Source organism: Streptococcus sp. 20925_1_44, assembly GCF_041432435.1.
Classification (GTDB): domain Bacteria; phylum Bacillota; class Bacilli; order Lactobacillales; family Streptococcaceae; genus Streptococcus; species Streptococcus infantis.
In genome coordinates, this window is the sequence record NZ_JAPVZQ010000002.1 from 278,348 (window position 1) to 298,462 (window position 20,115).

Sequence of the window (20,115 nt, forward strand, 5' to 3'; positions counted from 1 at the left end):
TAGTTATTCACCATTCTTTTTAATTAGTCTTTTTCTCATTATATCACACTAAAGCAAAAAAAACGAACTTTATTGTCTAAATAAAGCTCATTTTTTTAGTTTCTAGTCTAATTTTGGCTTGTAGAAGGAACGATTGTCCATTGCAAAGACTTTATTGGTCATTTCACCCTCATCAACAAGAGCCAGAGCTGTTGACATCATCATCATACTTGCATCCAAATTATCAATCATATGAATAATTTCAGCTTCCATCACACGAGGACGAACAGGACTACCATACTCGAGTAATCCATGGTGGCTGAGAATCACATGGCGCAGAAGCACCACTTCTTCTCGAGTATCATCAATGCCAAGTTCCATAACCGCTTTGGTAATCTCGCTATCAATCAAGGCGATATGTCCGATAAGATTTCCTCTCACTGTATACTCTGTCTGGTCCGGACCTGTTAACTCAATAACCTTAGCCAGGTCATGCAACATAATTCCGGCGTAGAGCAAGCTCTTATTGAGTTGTGGGTAGATATCTGCAATTGCCTCTGCTAAACGAACCATAGTTGCCGTGTGATAAGCAAGCCCTGTTTCAAAGGCATGGTGGTTAGTTTTTGCAGCTGGATAAGAATAAAATTCTTTATCATATTTGGTATAGAGGGCCCGAACGATTCGTTGCCAGATGGGATTTTCAATCTTGAAAATCATCTGTGCCATATACTCACGGATTTCTTTAACATCCACTGGTGATTTGACCTTGAAGTCTGCTGGGTCATTGGGTTCGCCAGGCTGAGGTAAGCGAAGCGTAATTTGATTGACTTGTGGAGTATTATTATAAACTTCTCTGCGCCCTTGCATGTGGACAACTTTTCCTGCAGTAAAGGCCTCAACATTGTGAGGTTGGGCATCCCAGAGTTTTCCTTCGATTTCCCCACTATCATCTTGGAAGGTAAAGGCTAGGTAGTTTTTCCCAGCACGCGTCTGTCTCAGGTCAGCTGATTTGATTAGATAAAAGCCCTCGAACAGTTCATCTTTTTTCATGTGACTAATCTTCATATTCTTCCTCATCTTCTTGGAACTGGAGCAAATCAAGCATAGGCTCACCTTCTGACAATTCAATATGTCGGAGAGTTCGCTCGATAGCTGAAGTACGTCGGTTTAACAATTCATCAATATTACCAGTGGCATGTTGGAGGTGTTTTTGCGCTTTAACCAAAATGCCACCAAACTTGCCAAATTCGGTTTTGACGTTGGCTAGAGTTTGGCTAATATGATCCGCACTCTTTTGGATATTCAGAGTCTTGAAGCCAACAGATAGGGAGTTAAGAAGGGCTGACAAGGTACTTGGTCCAGCCACGATAATCTGCTCCTCCCGTCTCAAACCATCAAAGAAAATCGGATTTCTAACGATTTCTGAGTAAAGACCTTCTGTTGGGACAAACAGAACTCCAAAATTGGTCGTCCTTGGCGGTGCTATGTACTTGTTCTTGATATCTTTGGCAAAACGCTTAACGCTTGTTTGGAGTGATTTGCGACAATTTTCGATTTCATCCTTATCACCTGCTTCATAGGCTTCTTCTAGACGGTAATAATCTGCCAGTGGAAACTTAGAATCAATCGGTAGATAAACATATTCCTGGTCACCTTGACCAGGTAACTTGATAGCGTACTCCACTCGCTCACTCGAATTTTCAACCGTTGCAAATTCTCGCTCATACTGGGCAGGTGTCATGATATCTTCGATAATCTGCCCCAGTTGTAATTCTCCTAGAATTCCTCGAGTTTTTGTACCAGATAAGACCTTATTAAGAGCGCCGACATCACGGGCAACCGTCTGCATTTCTCCAAGGCCGCGATTGACAGATTCCAGTTGTTTTGAAACTGTCTCGAAAGACGCTTGCAAGCGTGTCTGCAAGGTCTTTTCTAACTTTTCCTCGACCGTTTGGCGCATCTGCTCTAAACGTTGCTCATTTGATTCCTGCAAGGCCTGTAGTCGTTGGTCAGTCTTATCTCTGGTTTGGAGGAGGTTTTCATTCATCTCCTGTCGAACCTGGGTCAGACCTTGGTGCAATTCAATTCGCACCTCCTGCAAACGGTCGCTAACAGCCACTTCTAGATTTTTTTGGTCCAGCTGGCTTGCTTGTCGCGCTTGCTCAAATCGATAATCTAACTGGTCTGAAAGGTTATCTGCCTGGTCTTCTAAACTTTTGGTCAGGTATTTCTCCTGCTTTTCCTGCCTTTGCCAAATAAGAAAGAGCCCGGCTAGGTTAGCAATTAGTAACAGTAGTAATATAATCTCCATCCTATCTCCTGTCCTTGCTATGCAGTACAACCACATAGCCATCTGGGCAAGTCACCGAAACTTCCCTATCTATATATTCGTTAGAAGCGTAAACTTTCTTAAAGAAAAAATTCGCCTCCGTCAGTTCATACTTGGCTCCGATAATAGTCAACTGACTATCCCTCACAGGCATAAAAGCAAGATAATCATAGTCCGAACGTGGTTCTAGCTGACTGGTCCCTTCTGGGCAATAGCTAATCAAGTTTTGCCCATCCTCAATCTCTATTTGGCGCATATAGGGTGCCAATTTAGGATTGCTGGGTAGAAAGACATTGGCCAGCATATGATCGATGCGACCACCTAGGGCTCCAAAAATGGTCACCTGAGCCTGAGGATTTTTTTCAAAAATCGTTAACAGTGCTAGTTCTAGATCGGTATCATCCTTCTCTGGCTGAGCTTGGACAAAGTGCTGGGCACGTTCTTGAATCAACTGACGTTCTTCTACAGTCACAGAATCAAAATCCCCAACTGCTAAAGCAAGAGGAAGTTCTTCTTCCAATACCCAGAGTGAGCCTCGATCCACACCGACAAAACAGTCAAAATCTGTCCGGTAGTGACCGCGGTCTCCCCCTGCAAAAACTGCAACTTTAGTCCAGTTGATTTCTGAGAGCTTGCACTCGTTCATTGACATCTCCCTTAAAGACATAAGATCCCGCTACAAAAACTGTAGCGCCAGCTTCTTTGGCTTGAGCAATGGTCTGATCATCAATCCCGCCATCCACTTCAATTTCAAAATTCAAACCTTTTTCCTCACGAAGGGCAACCAACTCACGAACCTTATCCATGGTTTCAGGCAGAAAAGCTTGCCCACCAAATCCAGGATTAACTGTCATGACTAATACTTGGTCAACTAAGTGTAGCACATGCTTAATCGCCTCAACAGGTGTACCAGGATTAATGACGACTGAAGGTTTGACACCAAGAGAACGAATTTTTTGAAGGGCCCCATGGATATGAGGTGTTGCTTCTGCATGGATGCTGATGATGTCTGCACCTGCACGCGCAAAGTCTTCTAAATGATGTTCAGGATTAGAGACCATCAAGTGGCAGTCAAAGACCATCTTGCTGTGGGGACGAAGAGCCTCGACCACACCTGCACCAAAACTGATCTGAGGTACAAAGTGACCATCCATGATATCGATATGGGCGTATTCTGCCCCAGTTGCTTCTAGGCGTTTAATTTCACGTTCAAAGTTGGCATAATCTGCTGCCAGAATTGACGGAGCAATCTTGTATTGAGACATAGGCTTCTCCTTATTTTGGAATTTTTTTGCTGACTTTTTTATAGGTTTCCCTGCGATTTTCAATCTCACTGAGGAATTGTAGGTAGTTGTCAAAACGGAAGGTAGCAATGATACCTTCTTCTACAGACGGTTTAACCGCGCAAGAAGGTTCGTGGGTATGCGTACATGTACGGAACTTACAGTCGCGACTGACTCTAGCAATCTCTGGAAAGGCCTGGTTCAGCTCTTCAGCCGTTGACACTTCATAATCTAGCGATGAAAAACCTGGTGTATCTGCGATTTTACCTCCATTTAGGTTGTAAAAACTAACAGCTCGAGTGGTATGACGACCACGACCCAAACTGTCTGAGATTTCTCCCGTTTCTAGATTGAGATCAGGTGCGATTTTATTGAGCAAAGTTGACTTTCCAACACCCGTCTGCCCCATAAAGACCGTCACTTTGTCTGTCAACAGAGGTAAGAGCTCTTCCTTACTAGTCACAAAGTCGTAGCCAATAGCACGATAGGTTTTCTCGTAAAAATCCAACTCTTCGCTATCCTCTAGTAAGTCCATTTTGGAAATATAGACGATAGGATGAATGCCCTTGTGCTCCAAAAGAACCAAGAAGCGATCCAACAAGTTGCTATTAAAGTCAGGCTCTTTGACCGACATGATAACCACAGCTTGGTCAATATTGACAATGGGTGGGCGAACCAGACTATTTTTTCGTTCGTGAATATTGAGAATATAACCTTCGGAATTTTCCTCCGCAGAAAAATCTACCCAATCTCCAACATAGGGCGTATGGCCTTTTTTACGAAAATTCCCACGCGCGCGTGTTTGATAGACCTGGTCTTCACTCTCTACATAGTAGAAGCCGGCCAAAGCTTTAATAATTTGTCCCTGCATCTTAGAGTCCTTGTCCTTTAAGCGCATCTGCTAGACTGGCAAATTCTGCCAAGCTAAGAGCTTCACCACGTACACTTGGTGACAAGCCTGCCTGGTCCAGAGCCTTGGTCAACTTATCCTTGACTTCCTCGGTCTTCCCAAAGTAACCTGTCAAGTTGTTCCACAAGGTCTTGCGACGATGAGTAAAACTAGCCTTGGAAACTTTAAAGAAAAATTTCTCGTCTTCCACTGCTACAGCAGGTTCTGGGCGTCGTACCATTTTTAGGATAGCTGAATCCACATTTGGTGCTGGCACAAAGACCGTACGAGGTACGATAAAAGCAACCTTGGCGGTCATGTAATACTGAACTGCAATCGACAAGCTGCCGTAAGCCTTGGTATTTGGCTTAGCAGAGATACGATCTGCCACTTCTTTTTGCATCATAACCACAAACTCACTAAAAGGAATACCACTTTCAATCAAGTGCATGAGAATAGGCGTCGTGATATAGTAAGGCAAGTTGGCTACTACCTTGATTGGCAAGTCAGGATTTTTAAAATTCTGGATGTGCTGTGCCAAGTCAACTTTTAGTATGTCTTCGTTGACTACGGTCACATTGTCAAAATCCCGCAAGGTATCGGCTAGGATTGGTACCAAGCGGTGGTCAATCTCAAATGCCATGACTTGAGCTGCACGCTCAGCTAAAAACTCAGTCAAGGCACCAATTCCTGGCCCAATCTCGATGACATTGACTTGGTCATCAATTTCAGCCGTATCCACAATTTTTTGAAGGATATTGGTATCGGTCAGGAAATTTTGTCCGAAGGACTTTTTAAAGGTGAAACCGTGACGCTCTAGCACTGCCTTGGTCACGCTATAATCTGCAATTCTCATTTATTCTCTTTTCTAATATTGAAAGGTTTTCTAATCTTGAGCTCTTCCTTCTTGTTCCTCACTAAGCTTTTGCATGTCTCTAAAAGCTGTTAGGCTAACATAGGCACCCGCTTCATGGTATTCCGTTGGGTTAATGGCATAGTCAAAGAATTCAATCATGTTACCAGCGCTTTCAATCATGCCATTCCACTTTTCATCAAAAACCATTCGCAGACGTTTCCAATCGGTAAAGACTGGGACAGAATTTCGGCCATTTTTGCCTTCTCCAGTTGGTATGTTAAATTTAGCTGATTCTTCTAAAATAAAGGAATTTGCTTCCTGACCACCCTCTGGGAAGCCTGAAGCCGCCTCTAAAGGCAATAAGAATTTGGCTTTTGGCACAGCCATTGAAAAGAACTTATAATAAAGCTTATAAATTACTTCTTCGTCTTCTGTCGTCGGACTATCTAGTTGTCCCATCAAAAGCATCCATCTTACTACATCAGGATTCATGACAGGCACTTGTATTTCTGGTAAATCAGAAAAATCTGGTTTTTGAACCAAGGCAGAGGCACTGATGCTGACTTCCTTGGAATTAAAGATTGCTCCCAAGGCACCATTTAGGTAAAAGGCTGTCCCTAGGAAATTTTCAATCCCTTTTTTATCTTCCGTATTTTCAATCAGTTTGACGACTGAGTTTGGTCGACTATCAATGGTTTCCTTGAATTGGCGATACCAAGATAGTGTCAAAAGCATAATCATGGGATCCGTGCAAAGATAGCCTTCCTCTCCTCTATCATAAGTAGTTGAAAAGAGGTAAGGTTCGCCCGTTTTTTCCGAATACACTGCATAAACAGAATCTGCTTCTAAAAGCTTATCTTTAACGATTTCCGCGAGACGTTCCAACTTACGAGTGTTGGATTGATAGCTTTCTTCACTTTCAGTTTCCTGATTTTGACGGCATTTCCATAAAAAGAGACGTAAAATCTCTACGCTGTCATCAAGGCTAGCTGCCAAATAGTCTTCATTAGTCAATTGCCCCTCTTGGATGGCTACAAAAGCACGATAAAGAGCATCTGAATAGCTAGATAATTTTTGCTCTTCATCAACACCTGAACTAAAGAGTACACTTCCTTTTTTCAATTTATCCAAAGAAAGATTCCTATCAACTACTAGATGGGCGAGTACTTGATCAGTTAAACTATCTGCATCTTTATTTTGACTGCTGAGTTTTTTGACTTCTACAGTACCAAGAGCCTCCATTCCTTGGTCAGGATTGCAAAACTGCAACTGATCCCCAACCTTGAGACTGCCTTCTAAACTCCCAACGATCAATAATTGATTCGTTTCCTTCATTGGGAGAAAGTCCAAAACTCCCACACACGCATTGTTTTTAGACTCTTCTGCTTCAGTCTTTTTCAAATAGCCAAAGATTCCCATAAATTCTCCTCATTATCTCCTCTTAGCACAATTCCTATGGAGTCACTTTTCTAATGCTTGCTACCAAGCCTGATTAAACCGTATATGATTACTTCTATTGTATCACATTCCCTCCACATTTTGGGGGAGTTTCTCAATTCTCATATGATTTCATAGCTTCTTCAACTTCAGCTAGACTTATCCCAAATAATTCTAAACGTTTAAGGAGTTGTTTCCCATTGGAATAACCGATACGAAGACTTTCTCCTAGATATTCTCTGCGTTTTCGGCTATCTGCGCCGGCTAAAAAACCAAGTCGAATCAAGTCACTACGGCTAATATCAAAGTCGCTTTCTGCTTCAAACTGCTCAGTTACTTGTTCTAGTGCTGTCTTCAAGTCTTCGTAGCTAGCATGCTCAATTCCTAGAGAACGTCCCTTGGTCTTGGACTTAGGCACTGCCTCATCACGTTTGAGAAAGGCGTGTTGAACTGTCGGAATGGCCGTCATAATCATGCGACGGATTCGCTCCCCATTATAATCAGGATCTGTAAAAACAATCACCCCATGACGTTCATGTAAACGTTGGATTCGTTCAAGATCTTGTTCATTGATCGCAGATCCACGAGTCTCATAAGTCTCCACATCAAAGTAGCGTTTTAAATTAGCCGAATCGTCACGTCCTTCTACCACGATGACTTGGGAAATTTTCTCTTTCATGATTTACGTTCCAATCCAAAGATGCCTTCTGCATTGGTACTTGTCGCAGTTGCCAATTCTTCTGTCGTCATGCCACGCAAGTCCGCAATAAAGTCCACTACATAGCGCGTGTAAGCTGTCTTGTTTTCACGCCCGCGCTTGGGTACTGGGGCTAAATAAGGTGCATCCGTTTCTACCAAAATCTTATCCAAAGGCAACTCTTTAGCTGTTTTCTGAATATCTGTCGCCTTCTTGAAAGTCACTACTCCAGAAAAGGAAATTGTCATACCAAGTTCCACAAACTTCTGAGCCCACTCTAGAGAACCTGAGAAGGAGTGCATGATGCCGCCACGTGGACCAACTCCCTCACTCTTAATAATTTCATAGGTATCTTCGAGCGCATCACGGGTGTGAACCACAAAAGGTAAATCTAATTCCTTAGATAGCTGAATCTGACGACGAAAAACCTTTTCTTGAACTTCCTTAGATGCCGTCATCCAGTGGTAGTCCAAACCAATCTCACCCAAGGAAACAACTTTTGGATGTTTTAGTTTTTCTAGCAAGTAAGACTCCACTTCCTCTGTGTATGTCCCTGCTTCCGTTGGATGCCAGCCAATCGTCGCATAGAGTTGGTCATACTTGTCCACTAGTTCAAGAGCACGCTCAATAGTCGGTTTGTCAAAACCAACAATATTCATCCGGGTTACACCCATTTCAGCCGCTAAAGTAAGTTCTTCTTCTTCGCGTCCCAAAAATTCTTCCACATTCAAGTGGGTATGAGTATCAAAAATCATTTATATTTCCTCGTTTTTTCTACCTTCTATTATACCAAAAAAACTAGTCTCATCCTTATAGGAAAAAATATTTTGAAATCATTCATTTTTTCTTGACGACTTTTTTTCATAGCAGTATAATAACTCTTGTTGAAATTTTCAGAAAAGGAAAGAAAATGTTTACAAAACTAAAATATACCTTTATTGGTCGTCCCCTTAAGTCCTTAACTGAAGGCGAGGGAGGACTACTTGGAAAAACGCAGGCACTCGCAATGCTATCAAGTGATGCCCTATCTTCTATCGCTTATGGACCTGAACAGGTCGTTCTCGTATTGGCTAGTCTTTCTCCGCTTGCTATCTGGTGGAGTCTCCCTATTGGCATTTTTGTCCTCTTACTATTAGCTAGCCTGACCATTTCTTATAGACAAATCATCCATGCCTACCCTCAAGGTGGAGGTGCCTATATGGTTACTCGAGAAAACCTCTCCCCTGAGTTAGGTTTGATTGCTGGGGGAAGTCTGCTTGTTGACTATATGCTAACAGTAGCCGTATCAGTGGCAGCAGGAGCTGATGCTATCACTGCTGCACTTCCTGCCCTCCATCCTTACAACCTCCACATCTCTATTTTTCTAGTATGTTTGCTCATGCTTTTAAATCTACGAGGCTTGAGGGAATCTGCTAGTTCTCTGATGATCCCCGTCTATCTCTTTATCTTTAGTACGGTCTTCCTCTTATTGTTTGGTATCTTCCAACTGTTGACAGGTTCTCTCAGTTATCATGCAACTTCTGCAATTGGTCAAACTGTCCCAAGTCTCTCAATTGTCCTAATTTTAAGAGCCTTTACCAGCGGTTCGGCCTCACTAACTGGAGTTGAAGCTATCTCAAATGCCGTTCCATTTTTCAAGACCCCTAAAGAAAAAAACGCAGCTCAGACGCTTACTATCATGTCTCTAATTCTTGGATTTCTATTTGCAGGGATTACCTTCTTAAACTACTGGATGGGGATTACACCTCAACACGGAGAAACAATCCTCTCACAAATGGCTAAAGGGATTTTAGGGGGTTCAGCTCTCGGTCAGATCGTTTATTATCTCTTCCAATTCTCAACTGCCCTAATCCTAGCCGTTGCTGCAAATACTGGTTTTTCTGCCTTTCCAATGTTGGCTTACAATATGGCTAAGAACAAGTACATGCCCCATCTCTTTATGGAAAAGGGAGACCGCCTGGGTTACTCAAACGGTATCTTAACACTAGCCTTTGGCGCTATGATTCTTCTGCTCATTTTTAACGGAAATACAGAACGCTTGATCCCTCTCTATACAATTGGAGTTTTCGTCCCCTTTGCTCTTTCTCAAACAGGGATGATTCGCCACTGGAAAAAAGAAAAAGGCTCTCATTTCTTGAAGTCAGCTTTTGCAAATATCCTTGGTGCCATCATTTGTTACGCTATCGTTCTTATCCTACTCTTCTTCAGACTTGGAGATATCTGGCCATTCTTCCCAATTATCCTGGTCCTAACCTTCCTCTTTTTGTCCATCCACAGTCATTACCAAAAAGTGGCCAAACAACTTCGACTTTATGAAGGAATTCAAAAGAAAACCTACGACGGCAATGTCGTCCTTGTCTTAGTGGGAAATGTTACTCGAGTAAGCGTCGGAGCGATTAATTACGCTCAAAGCATTGGAGATGAAGTTTTGGCCATGCACATTTCCACCAAGGAAACTGAGGAAAAAGACCAAGAAATCCTCCAAGAATTTGCCGACTACTTCCCAAATATTACTCTTAAAAACATTAATACCAGCTATCGCGATATTATCACACCTACAGTTCGATATGTTCGAAAAATCTCTCAAGAAGCCAAGAAAAAGAACTACACGGTTACAGTTCTAGTACCCCAATTTATCCCTAACAAACCTTGGCAAAATATCCTCCACAATCAAATGAGCCTTAAATTAAAATATGCTCTCAGATGGCACGAAGATGTCGTCGTTGCTAGCTACTCTTATCATTTGAAAGAATAAAGAAAAGCTCAAAATCAGAGAAATTATCTTCTGATCTTGAGCTTTTTCTATATGTGATTTTTTCAAGACGTCTTCTAAAATGTCTATTCTCAATCAATAACTTTAGAAAATTCTATCTTTTAGATAAAAGAAAAATCAGTAGGCTCGAGTTCCTACTGACTTCTTTGTTTCATTTGTTTGGATTATGCAGCCAAAACTTTGCGTCCTTTACGACGACGAGCTGCCAATACGCGACGACCGTTTTTAGTTGACATACGGTTACGGAATCCGTGTTTGCGCGCACGACGAAGTTTACTTGGTTGATAAGTACGTTTCACGATGAATACCTCCTCATAGATTTTGTATTCGTTTAGCCGGCTATAAAGTGATCAGTTACTAAACATACTTTACTATTCTATCTGATTCTTACGTATTTGTCAATAGCTCTGACAAATGTTTCCAGCTTTTTTGCTATGAAAGCCTTATCTACGATACTGCTTCAAGAAGCGAGTCATCTTTTCCTGTATTTGGGCTAACTCATCGACACGCGGTAGATAAACGATACGGAAGTGATCTGGTTCTTTCCAGTTGAAGCCACGTCCATGTACCAAAAGCACTTTTTCTTGTTTCAAGAAATTAAGGACAAATTGTTCATCGTCATCGATACGGTACATATTGCGGTCGATTTTAGGGAAGATATAAAGACCCGCTTTTGGCTTAACAGCTGATAAACCAGGGATATCTTGAATGGCATTATAAATAAAGTTTCTTTGCTCATAGATACGACCACCAGGAAGAAGCAACTCATCCACTGACTGGTGACCACCTAGTGACGTTTGAACTACCTGCTGAGCAAGGACGTTCGAACAGAGACGCATGTTTGAAAGCATGTTGAGACCTTCAATGTAGCCCTTTACATGATGTTTAGGTCCAGACAAGACCATCCAACCAACACGGAAACCAGCGATACGGTGAGATTTAGACAGACCATTCATGCTGACACAGAAAAGGTCTGGAGCCAAACTTGCGACTGGTGTGTGGACATTGCCATCCATAACCATACGGTCGTAAATTTCGTCCGCAAAGATAATCAAGTCATTTTGACGAGCAATCTCGATGATATCTAGTAAGAGTTCTTTAGGATAGAGAGCCCCCGTTGGGTTATTCGGATTGATTAAAACGATAGCCTTAGTATTTGAACTAATCTTAGACTTAATGTCATCTAGGTCTGGATACCATTCCGCTTCTTCATCACAGACGTAGTGAACGGCATTTCCCCCAGCCAAGCTGACTGCCGCAGTCCAAAGTGGATAGTCAGGCATAGGAACCAAGACTTCATCGCCGTTATCCAAAAGCCCTTGCATAGACATAACGATTAGCTCACTAACCCCATTTCCAAGGTAGATATCATCAATATCCACATTGGGGAATTTCTTTAGTTGGCAATACTGCATAATCGCCTTACGAGCTGAAAAGATACCTTTTGAATCTGAATAGCCTTCACTATCACGGGCATTCATAATCAAGTCGTGGATAACCTCATCTGGAGCTGTAAAGCCAAACTCAGCTGGGTTCCCTGTATTTAGACGAAGAATTTTTTCTCCATTTGCGCGCATGCGCATAGCTTCTTCCAAAACTGGACCACGGATATCATAAGCCACATGCTCTAATTTTATTGATTTGTTAAATTCTTTCATTCGAGTTCCTCTATTCATCAGGATAGTTAATATTATACCACTCCAAAACGAAATCGTAAATTTCCCAGTACTATTCCACAAAAAAACCTTGCACAATGCAAGGTAACAGAGCAAAGTCGATTTCTTTCTATTTTTGGAGAAGAAAGAGTAGATAGCCTTCTCTAAAAAGCTGGACAAATTGGACCAAAATCTTTGTAGTGAAACTCTGGTGATCGAAAACAAAGTCATTGTAAGGGATGGTAACTGCATGAACAAAAGAATTTCTGCTTCTATTCAGCAAAACGCAAAGAAAAAATAAGTAGACTGACCAACATTAGGAATAATGTTAGACTAAGCCGAGTCTAGTTGTAACAATACCACCTCACCAACTTATTTCCTTGCCCTGTCAATTCATATTATACACTAAAATCTTTGCATTTTCAAACAAGTATGCATATAAAAAGAGCTCAATATTTAAGCTCTTTTTGTATGCTATTTTGCAATTTCTGCCAACATTTTCTCGATGTGTTGGATGGATTTTTCACGTCCAAGCAAGTAGATGGTATCTGGTAATTCAGGACCATGCATTTCACCTGAAACGGCGATACGGATTGGCATGAAGAGATTTTTCCCTTTGATACCAGTTTCCTTTTGAACTGCTTTGATTTGTGGGAAGATATTTTCTACCACAAATTCATCATCTGACATGGCTTCGAGTTTGGCTTTAAAGGCTTCAAGTACAGTCGGCACCGTTTCACCAGCCATGATTTCTCGTTCAGCTTCTGTCAATTCTGGGAAGTCTGAGAAGAAAAGGTCTGTCAATGGAACGATTTCGTCCACTGACTTCATTTGTGGTTTGTAGAGTTCTACTAATTTCTCAGCCTTGTCTGTCAAACGTCCTGCTTCTTCAAGGAATGGTTTTGCCATTTCAAAGATAGTCTCAAGATCCGCATTCTTAATGTACTCATTGCTCATCCAGTCCATTTTCTTCTGATCGAAGGCTGCTGGAGACTTGCTAAGACGGTTTTCATCAAAGAGCTTGATGAGTTCTTCACGAGAGAAAATTTCGTCTTCCCCGCCAGGGTTCCAGCCAAGAAGAGCAATAAAGTTAAAGACTGCTTCTGGAAGGTAACCTTTCTTGCGGTAATCTTCGATAAATTGAAGGGTATTAGTATCACGTTTAGACAACTTCTTACCAGTTTCAGAGTTGATGATCAAGGTCATGTGACCAAACTCAGGTGCTTCCCATCCGAGCGCTTCATAAACCATGAGCTGTTTTGGTGTGTTGGCAATGTGGTCATCTCCACGGATAACGTGAGAAATTTGCATGTCGTGGTCATCAATGACAACGGCAAAGTTGTAAGTTGGGTATCCATCTTTCTTTTGGATAACCCAGTCCCCACCGATATTGCCGCCTTCAAATTCGATATCGCCTTTGACCATATCATGCCACTTGTAGATACCAGACTCATTCACTGCCAAACGAACCGTCGGAATGATGCCCGCTGCTTCACGTTCAGCCACATAAGCTGCTTTTTCTTCTTCGCTCATACCAAGGTATTCGTTGATGTAGCGAGGTGTTTCACCGGCTGCTTCTTGACGTTCACGTTCTGCTGCTAACTCTTCTTCTGTAACGTAAGATTTGTAGGCTTTTCCTTCAGCTAAGAGTTGGTCGATATATTTTTGATAGAGTTCCAAACGCTCAGACTGGCGGTAGTTTTCATGAGTCTCTGGACTTTCATCCCAGTCCATGCCTAACCAACGAAGGTTCTCAAGCTGTGAACGTTCTCCGTCTTCGACATGACGTTTGCGGTCAGTATCTTCGATACGGATAATAAAAGTTCCACCATGGTGGCGTGCATACAAATAGTTAAACAATGCTGTACGGGCATTACCGATGTGTAATAGTCCTGTTGGACTTGGTGCGTAACGCACACGAATATCTTTTGACATATCTTCTCCTATAAAGTCTCTAGGCGTCTGCCTTTTTGCTCTCTATATTATATCACAAGTCTTGCCAGAGTCCAATTTCTCTTTTCGAGAAAAAGCAAAAAGAGTGGTAAAACCACTCTTTTTATTCTATTATAGACGAGCGTTAAGTTCTTTGCTCAATTCTTCAAATCCTGGTTTACCAAGAAGGGCAAACATGTTACGTTTGTAAGCTTCAACACCCGGTTGGTCAAATGGGTTGATAGCATTCAAGTAACCTGAAAGGGCGATAGCCAATTCGAAGAAGTAGATTGTGTAACCAAGAGTGAAGGCGTCTTGCTCAGGAAGAGTCACGTACATATTTGGCACGTCACCGTCAGTGTGGGCAAGAAGAACACCGTCAGTTGCTTTTTTGTTAACGAAGTCAACGTCTTTTCCTTGAAGGTAACCAAGTCCGTCAAGATCTTCTTCCAAAGTAGGGATGATCACGTTCTTACGAGGTTTGTCAACGCGGACAACTGTTTCAAACATGATACGAGTTCCTTCTTGGATAAATTGACCCAATGAGTGCAAGTCTGTTGAGAAGTTAGCTGAAGTTGGGTAAATCCCTTTTTGGTCTTTCCCTTCTGACTCACCAGCCAATTGTTTCCACCATTCTGAGAAGTATTGAAGGGATGGCTCGTAGTTTACCAAGATTTCAGTTGCATAACCTTTACGGTAAAGGATGTTACGAACAGCTGCATATTGGTAAGCTTCGTTTTCAGAGATTTTATCTGAAGTATAGTCTTTACGAGCTGCGTTAGCACCTTCCATAAGGGCTTTGATGTCTGCACCTGACGCAGCGATTGGAAGCAATCCAACTGCTGTCAATACTGAGAAGCGTCCACCGATATCATCTGGAACAACAAATGTTTCCCAACCGTTAGCATCTGCTTCAACCTTAACAGCACCTTTTTGGCGGTCAGTTGTTGCGTAGATACGTTTGTTAGCTTCTTCTTGTCCGTATTTCTTAACCAAAAGTTCTTTGAAGACACGGAAAGCAATAGCTGGTTCAGTTGTTGTACCTGATTTAGAAATCACGTTCACTGAGAAATCTTTATCTGAAACGTACTCTACCAAGTCAGCAAGGTAAGTAGATGAGATTGAGTTTCCAGCGTAAAGGATTTGTGGCGCTTTGCGTTCTTCTTTTGTTTGCAAGTTTGCAAAATGGTGGTTCAAGAAATCAATCGCAGCTTTAGCTCCAAGGTATGATCCACCGATACCGATAACCACCAAAACGTCGCTGTCTGATTTGATTTGTTCAGCAGCTTTCAAGATGCGATCAAATTCTTCGCGGTCGTAGTTTTCAGGAAGGTCCAACCAACCCAAGAAGTCGCTACCAGCACCAGTTCCTTTACGGATCAATTCGTCTGCTGCTGTAACTTGTGCTTGCATGTACTCCACTTCATGTGGTGCAACAAACTTGTCTAATACTTTTGAATAATCAAATTTAATATGTGACATAGTATTCCTCCAAAATTTCTTCTTTTCTATCATAACGCTTACTAACAATTTTTTCAAGTTTTTATACTAAAAATTTCCAATTTTTATCACAATTCAAACGTTTGCATAAAAACACGATTCTATAAAGATTCGTTAACGATGAATAAAAAAACGACTAAGATTCTAGTCGTTATAGTTCATTCAATAAATACTCAAATAATTCTAAGTTGCCATCTTCTTCATTGACCAAGAATTCTGGATGCCACTGGAGACCAATAATACGGTGTTCATCGATAGATTCGATTGCTTCAACAGTTTGATCACGTGGATCCACAGCCGTCACACGGAAATTGGGTGCCAGATCTTTAATGCTCTGACGATGCACTGAATTAACCTGACTTTCTTTACCAAATAATTTAGACACTACACTGCCATCCACTGTCTCAATAGAATGTGAAGTCCCAAAAGGTAGACCTTGCCAATGACCTTCAATATCCTGATTGAGTGTCCCTCCAAAGGCAACGTTGACAAGCTGAACGCCACGGCAAATGGCTAAGATTGGCTTGTTCTGACGCAAGGCTTCTTGTAGAAGAGCTAGTTCAAACTCGTCGCGAGTTAGGTTATAGTCGTCGCTATCAATTGTTTTTTCCTCACCATAAAACTGAGGATGAACATTTTGTCCCCCAGTCAAGATGAGTTTATCAATCATTTCTACATAGTCATGGACCACCGACTCATCACCAACTGGAATGACCAAAGGAAGTCCGCCAACCTGACGAATACTCTCAGCAAATTTACAAGAGACTGATGAATGAATATTTTTTCCTTCTGCGTCCACAGGACATAGGTTTGCCGCTACTCCAACAACTGTTCTTGCCATCACTGATTTCCTTTCCTTTTCTATTGATAATCTTATCTTATCATCCTTCCCCACTCCTGTCTAATATGTATTTTTTAAGTCCGTGATAAAATTTTTTTATCAGAAAAAGTTGCCCAAAATTAGGACAACTTTTTTGCTTATACTCAATGAAAATCAAAGAGCAAACTAGGAAGCTAGCCGCAGGTTGCTCAAAACACAGTTTTGAGGTTGTGGATAGACTGACGAAGTCAGTAACACATATACGGTAAGGGGACGCTGACGTGGTTTGAAGAGATGTTCGAAGAAGTATTATTCAAAGACAAATTGATTGTGATAAAGTTCAGAGTAGAAGCCTCCAAGCTTGAGTAATTCATGGTGATTTCCTTGTTCGATAACCTCACCATCCTTAAGGACAATGATCTGATCGGCATTGAGAATGGTTTTCAAGCGATGGGCAATCACAAAACTCGTTCTTCCTGCTACAATTGCCTCCATGGCATTTTGAATCTTGCTCTCTGTTACAGTATCAACGTTTGATGTTGCCTCATCCAAAATTAAGACCTGTGGATCTGTCATCAAGGTACGAGCAATAGAAATCAACTGCTTCTGACCGGTTGAGAATACGCTCTGGTCATCATTAATCAAAGTATCATACTTATCTGGCAGGCTTTCGATGTAGTCATGGATGTGTGTAGCCTTAGCAGCTGCTTCTACCATCTCTTGACTAGCATCAGGGACACCAAAGCGAATATTGTCTCGGATGGTTCCGCTGAACAAAACAGAATCCTGTAGGACAATTCCTACCTGACTTCGCAAACTGTCTAAATCAAACTTGCGAATATCTGTTCCATCAAAGCTGATACCACCTGCATCCACATCATAAAAACGATTAATTAAGTTCATGATGGTCGTTTTCCCCGAACCTGTCGGACCAACAACCGCAATCATTTTCCCTTTTGGAGCTGAAATGCTAACATCTTTTAGAATCGGTTTCCCTGGCAGGTAGGAGAAGTCCACGTTACGAATCTCCACACCTTCTTTTAATTCGTTAAAAACTGGAGCATTTTGAGGACGAATTTCTTCTTCTGCATCAAACATTTCTTGGATACGTTCTGCACCTGTAAAGGCCAGTTGCAAACTTCCCCAGCTCGCCGCTAATTGGATAATAGGTTGGTAATATTGCTGAGAAAACTGGGTAAACATGACAATCAAACCCAGAGCTGTCGCTGTCTCGATATTCTGATCATTCAGTAAGACAGCTGAACCGACAAAAATAACAATAGCTGTATTGACCAAGCTCATTCCGTTCATGACAGGAAAGAGAATTCCTGAAAATAGTCTGCCCTTAAAGGTTGCTTTACGGACACGCTCGTTTTGCTCAACAAAACCTGCGATCACATCATCTTGAATACCCTGAACGATAACGGCTTTTTGACCTGAAATACTCTCATCCATGTAGGCATTGAGCTTCCCAACCTCTTTTTGCTGAAGATTGGTATATTTTCTTGCCAATTTCAAAATGACAATCAGCATGACGACAGCTATTGGAGTGCTAGCAATCGTAATCAAAGCCAAGGTAACATTCTTTGCGAACATGACAATCAACAAACCAATATAAAGGGCAATATTGGTCATAACAGACACCAGACTTTCGTTGAAAGCCTGTAGGATGTTATCCAAATCACTGGTAAAACGTGACAGGATATCACCATCTTGATGGCGGTCAAAGAAGGAAACAGTCAAGCGAGAAAGCTTGCCAAAAAGCCCCTTACGCATCTCATTTGTCGATTCGGCAATAATACGGCTCATCAAAACCATATAGATAAGACTCGACACCACGAGCACAATCAAAATATAGGCAAGATTAATCAGGAGTCCGTATAGACTTTGCCAAACCATATCTGAATTTCCATTTTGATAGGCTATAACCAAATTAGCTAGTTCCGTTACTGTTTGACCTGCAAAAACTGGAAAGAGGGCTTGTGCTACCGTTGCAATGATAATCATAGTGATAACAACGACAAAGGATATCTTGTAAACTTTAAAATAGTTCCAAAAGAATTCAAATGTCTTCATCCTACTCCTCCTTTCCTTTTTGCGTCTCGTAAATTTCACGATAAACTGGGTTTGTTGCAACCAACTCAGCATGTTTACCTTGACCAATCAAGCGCCCTTGGTCAAGCACTAAAATTTTATCAGCATGCACAACAGAGCTAATCTTTTGTGCGATGATAATCGTAGTCGTCCCCTTTAAATCCTTGTTGAGGGCTTCTTGGACCAAACGCTCTGACTTGGCATCAAGGGCAGAAGTTGAATCATCGAAAATCAAGATACGAGGATTGCTGACAATCCCACGCGCAATGGACATTCTTTGTTTTTGTCCACCAGAAAAGTTAGTTCCACGTTCCTCAACCGGACTTTCAAAAGCCAATTCCATGCGACTAATAAATTCACTCGCCTGGGCAATACGAGCTGCGCGTTCCATTTCTGAAACTGTCGCATCTCCCTTTCCTTGTCTGAGATTATCTGCGATGGTTCCACTAAAGAGAATGGCTCTTTGTAGGACGATAGAGACAGTCTTGCGAAGCGTCCCTTCACTAACTGTACGAATGTCCTTTCCGCCAATTTTGATCGAACCTTGCTGAGGATCAAACAGTCGTGGAATCAACTGAGCCAAGGTTGATTTACCTGCACCGGTTGCTCCGACAACCCCAACCATCTCACCAGCTGCGATATCAAATGATACATCTTTTAGGATAGGTTCTTCATCATTTGGATAGGTGAAGGTTACATTTTCAAAACTAAGACTTCCTTCCAATTCTTCATCTTCCACATCCTTGAAGGTCATAGCCGGTTCTGTATCAAGGATTTCACGAATACGACGGAGTGAAATCATGGCACGAGTGACTGAATTCCCCAAAAATCCAACCATGACAATGGTAAAGATAATTTGACTCAGGTAGTTTACAAAGGAAGCAATGGAACCAACTACTGACGGATCTGACTCTGCCATACCTGCTACAAGCCAGATTGAGAGAAAAACAGCCCCATACGAAATTAACATCATTGCAGGTTGCATAACAGAAAAGGCATAACCAATATAAAGGTTTTCTCCCAATAATTCATCTGACACCTGCGTAAATTTATCAAACTGATCTTTTTCTCTGACAAAAGACTTAACCACACGCACACCACGCAAATTTTCTTTAGCAATGGCATTGATACGCTCTAGTAAAGTCTGGAACTTTGAAAAGCGTGGTCCCACCACTCCCATCATAAAACCCATTATGACAACAATCAGAACGACCATGAGAACCAGCACCCACCATAGAGAAGGTAGGGTGACAACTGCTAATATAAAGGAACCGATAAACAAAAGTGGTAGTCGAAAGAGAATTTGGAAGGTCATCATGACTACGTTTTGAATCTGGTTGATGTCGTTGGTCATACGAACAACAAGGTTCCCTGCATTAAATTCCTCAATATTGGCGTATGAAAAAGTTTGAATCTTGCGAAAGGCATCTTCACGTAAGTCAGACGAAACTCCTTGAGCAATGTAAGCAGCTAACACAACATTAATGCCTCCTGCAATCAAACCAATCAAGGCAACAAGAATTAACCAAAAACCAATATGATAAATAGCTTCATTATCACCAGTTAGCAGTGCCTCTAAAACCTCCTGCAAATAACGCGGTTGCAGGAGTGAACTCGTTACCATTAGACCTGTCATAATTAAGGAAGCTAAAACCTGCCATTTATAGGCTTTTATTTTCTGAAACAGCATATTTCCCCCTTCTAAGATAGACAAAAGGGAACGACAACTCTGTCAGTCCCTTCTTATGCTTTCATGTTGATGCTATTCTAACAAAAAAGAATGCTATTGTCAAAGCACTCAGCTCTCGCAAGCTTGTACAATGACGACATCAGCATTCTATTGAATCATTTAAAACATCTGCTAATATAGA

General features: G+C 41.7%; 17 protein-coding genes. 1 reads left to right on the plus strand and 16 read right to left on the minus strand.

Going from position 1 to position 20,115, the window contains the following annotated elements; genetic code table 11:
• Nucleotides 1-102: 102 nt before the first annotated feature.
• From O3643_RS04180 to O3643_RS04220, 9 genes are all read right to left on the minus strand, one after another.
• On the minus strand, nucleotides 103-1,044 hold the full coding sequence (locus O3643_RS04180) for a 3'-5' exoribonuclease YhaM family protein (RefSeq protein WP_371500052.1): 942 nt from the start codon (nucleotides 1,042-1,044) through the stop codon (nucleotides 103-105).
• Entirely contained in the window at nucleotides 1,034-2,290 is a 1,257-nt protein-coding gene (rmuC, locus tag O3643_RS04185; RefSeq protein WP_371500054.1) for a DNA recombination protein RmuC, read from the minus strand. The genes O3643_RS04180 and rmuC overlap by 11 nt, the downstream gene beginning before the upstream one ends.
• A gap of 1 nt (nucleotide 2,291) precedes the next feature.
• Nucleotides 2,292-2,954, minus strand: a complete 663-nt coding sequence (locus tag O3643_RS04190; RefSeq protein ID WP_371500056.1) for a thiamine diphosphokinase — start codon at nucleotides 2,952-2,954, stop codon at nucleotides 2,292-2,294.
• Nucleotides 2,917-3,573: a ribulose-phosphate 3-epimerase gene (gene rpe, locus O3643_RS04195; RefSeq protein ID WP_371500058.1), complete on the minus strand. Its 657-nt coding sequence runs from the start codon at nucleotides 3,571-3,573 to the stop codon at nucleotides 2,917-2,919. The genes O3643_RS04190 and rpe overlap by 38 nt, the downstream gene beginning before the upstream one ends.
• Before the next feature lie 10 nt (nucleotides 3,574-3,583).
• Nucleotides 3,584-4,462: a ribosome small subunit-dependent GTPase A gene (gene rsgA, locus O3643_RS04200; RefSeq protein ID WP_371500060.1), complete on the minus strand. Its 879-nt coding sequence runs from the start codon at nucleotides 4,460-4,462 to the stop codon at nucleotides 3,584-3,586.
• A 1-nt stretch (nucleotide 4,463) separates the two neighbouring features.
• Nucleotides 4,464-5,336 (minus strand): 16S rRNA (adenine(1518)-N(6)/adenine(1519)-N(6))-dimethyltransferase RsmA, encoded by an 873-nt coding sequence (rsmA, locus tag O3643_RS04205; RefSeq protein ID WP_371500062.1) that lies wholly within the window; start codon nucleotides 5,334-5,336, stop codon nucleotides 4,464-4,466.
• Nucleotides 5,337-5,366: 30 nt separating this feature from the next.
• On the minus strand, nucleotides 5,367-6,755 hold the full coding sequence (locus O3643_RS04210; RefSeq protein WP_371500064.1) for an SseB family protein: 1,389 nt from the start codon (nucleotides 6,753-6,755) through the stop codon (nucleotides 5,367-5,369).
• Nucleotides 6,756-6,888: 133 nt separating this feature from the next.
• Complete coding sequence (gene rnmV / locus O3643_RS04215) at nucleotides 6,889-7,452, minus strand: ribonuclease M5 (protein WP_371500066.1); 564 nt, start codon at nucleotides 7,450-7,452, stop codon at nucleotides 6,889-6,891.
• The gene (locus O3643_RS04220; RefSeq protein ID WP_371500068.1) at nucleotides 7,449-8,225 is read right to left on the minus strand and encodes a TatD family hydrolase; all 777 of its coding nucleotides are present in this window, start codon (nucleotides 8,223-8,225) and stop codon (nucleotides 7,449-7,451) included. Before O3643_RS04220 ends, rnmV begins: the two co-directional genes overlap by 4 nt.
• Before the next feature lie 155 nt (nucleotides 8,226-8,380).
• Here O3643_RS04220 and O3643_RS04225 point away from each other — a divergent pair, with 155 nt between their 5' ends.
• Entirely contained in the window at nucleotides 8,381-10,225 is a 1,845-nt protein-coding gene (locus O3643_RS04225; protein ID WP_371500070.1) for an APC family permease, read from the plus strand.
• Between the two features lie 182 nt (nucleotides 10,226-10,407).
• Here O3643_RS04225 and rpmH read toward each other — a convergent pair whose 3' ends face one another.
• The 7 genes from rpmH to O3643_RS04260 all read right to left on the minus strand — a co-directional run bounded on the left by rpmH (nucleotide 10,408) and on the right by O3643_RS04260 (nucleotide 19,934).
• The gene (gene rpmH / locus O3643_RS04230; RefSeq protein ID WP_000831905.1) at nucleotides 10,408-10,542 is read right to left on the minus strand and encodes a 50S ribosomal protein L34; all 135 of its coding nucleotides are present in this window, start codon (nucleotides 10,540-10,542) and stop codon (nucleotides 10,408-10,410) included.
• A 144-nt stretch (nucleotides 10,543-10,686) separates the two neighbouring features.
• Nucleotides 10,687-11,901, minus strand: coding sequence for a pyridoxal phosphate-dependent aminotransferase (locus O3643_RS04235; protein WP_004251584.1), 1,215 nt, complete (start codon nucleotides 11,899-11,901; stop codon nucleotides 10,687-10,689).
• Nucleotides 11,902-12,372: 471 nt separating this feature from the next.
• A complete protein-coding gene (gene gltX, locus O3643_RS04240) occupies nucleotides 12,373-13,833 on the minus strand; it encodes a glutamate--tRNA ligase (RefSeq protein ID WP_036752180.1) in 1,461 nt (486 codons plus the stop codon).
• A 129-nt stretch (nucleotides 13,834-13,962) separates the two neighbouring features.
• On the minus strand, nucleotides 13,963-15,312 hold the full coding sequence (locus O3643_RS04245) for a glucose-6-phosphate isomerase (protein WP_006155638.1): 1,350 nt from the start codon (nucleotides 15,310-15,312) through the stop codon (nucleotides 13,963-13,965).
• 169 nt (nucleotides 15,313-15,481) lie between these two features.
• Nucleotides 15,482-16,171 (minus strand): gamma-glutamyl-gamma-aminobutyrate hydrolase family protein, encoded by a 690-nt coding sequence (locus O3643_RS04250; protein WP_004251575.1) that lies wholly within the window; start codon nucleotides 16,169-16,171, stop codon nucleotides 15,482-15,484.
• A gap of 288 nt (nucleotides 16,172-16,459) precedes the next feature.
• Complete coding sequence (locus tag O3643_RS04255) at nucleotides 16,460-18,226, minus strand: ABC transporter ATP-binding protein (RefSeq protein WP_371500073.1); 1,767 nt, start codon at nucleotides 18,224-18,226, stop codon at nucleotides 16,460-16,462.
• A gap of 1 nt (nucleotide 18,227) precedes the next feature.
• The gene (locus tag O3643_RS04260; RefSeq protein WP_371500075.1) at nucleotides 18,228-19,934 is read right to left on the minus strand and encodes an ABC transporter ATP-binding protein; all 1,707 of its coding nucleotides are present in this window, start codon (nucleotides 19,932-19,934) and stop codon (nucleotides 18,228-18,230) included.
• Nucleotides 19,935-20,115 lie beyond the last annotated feature (181 nt).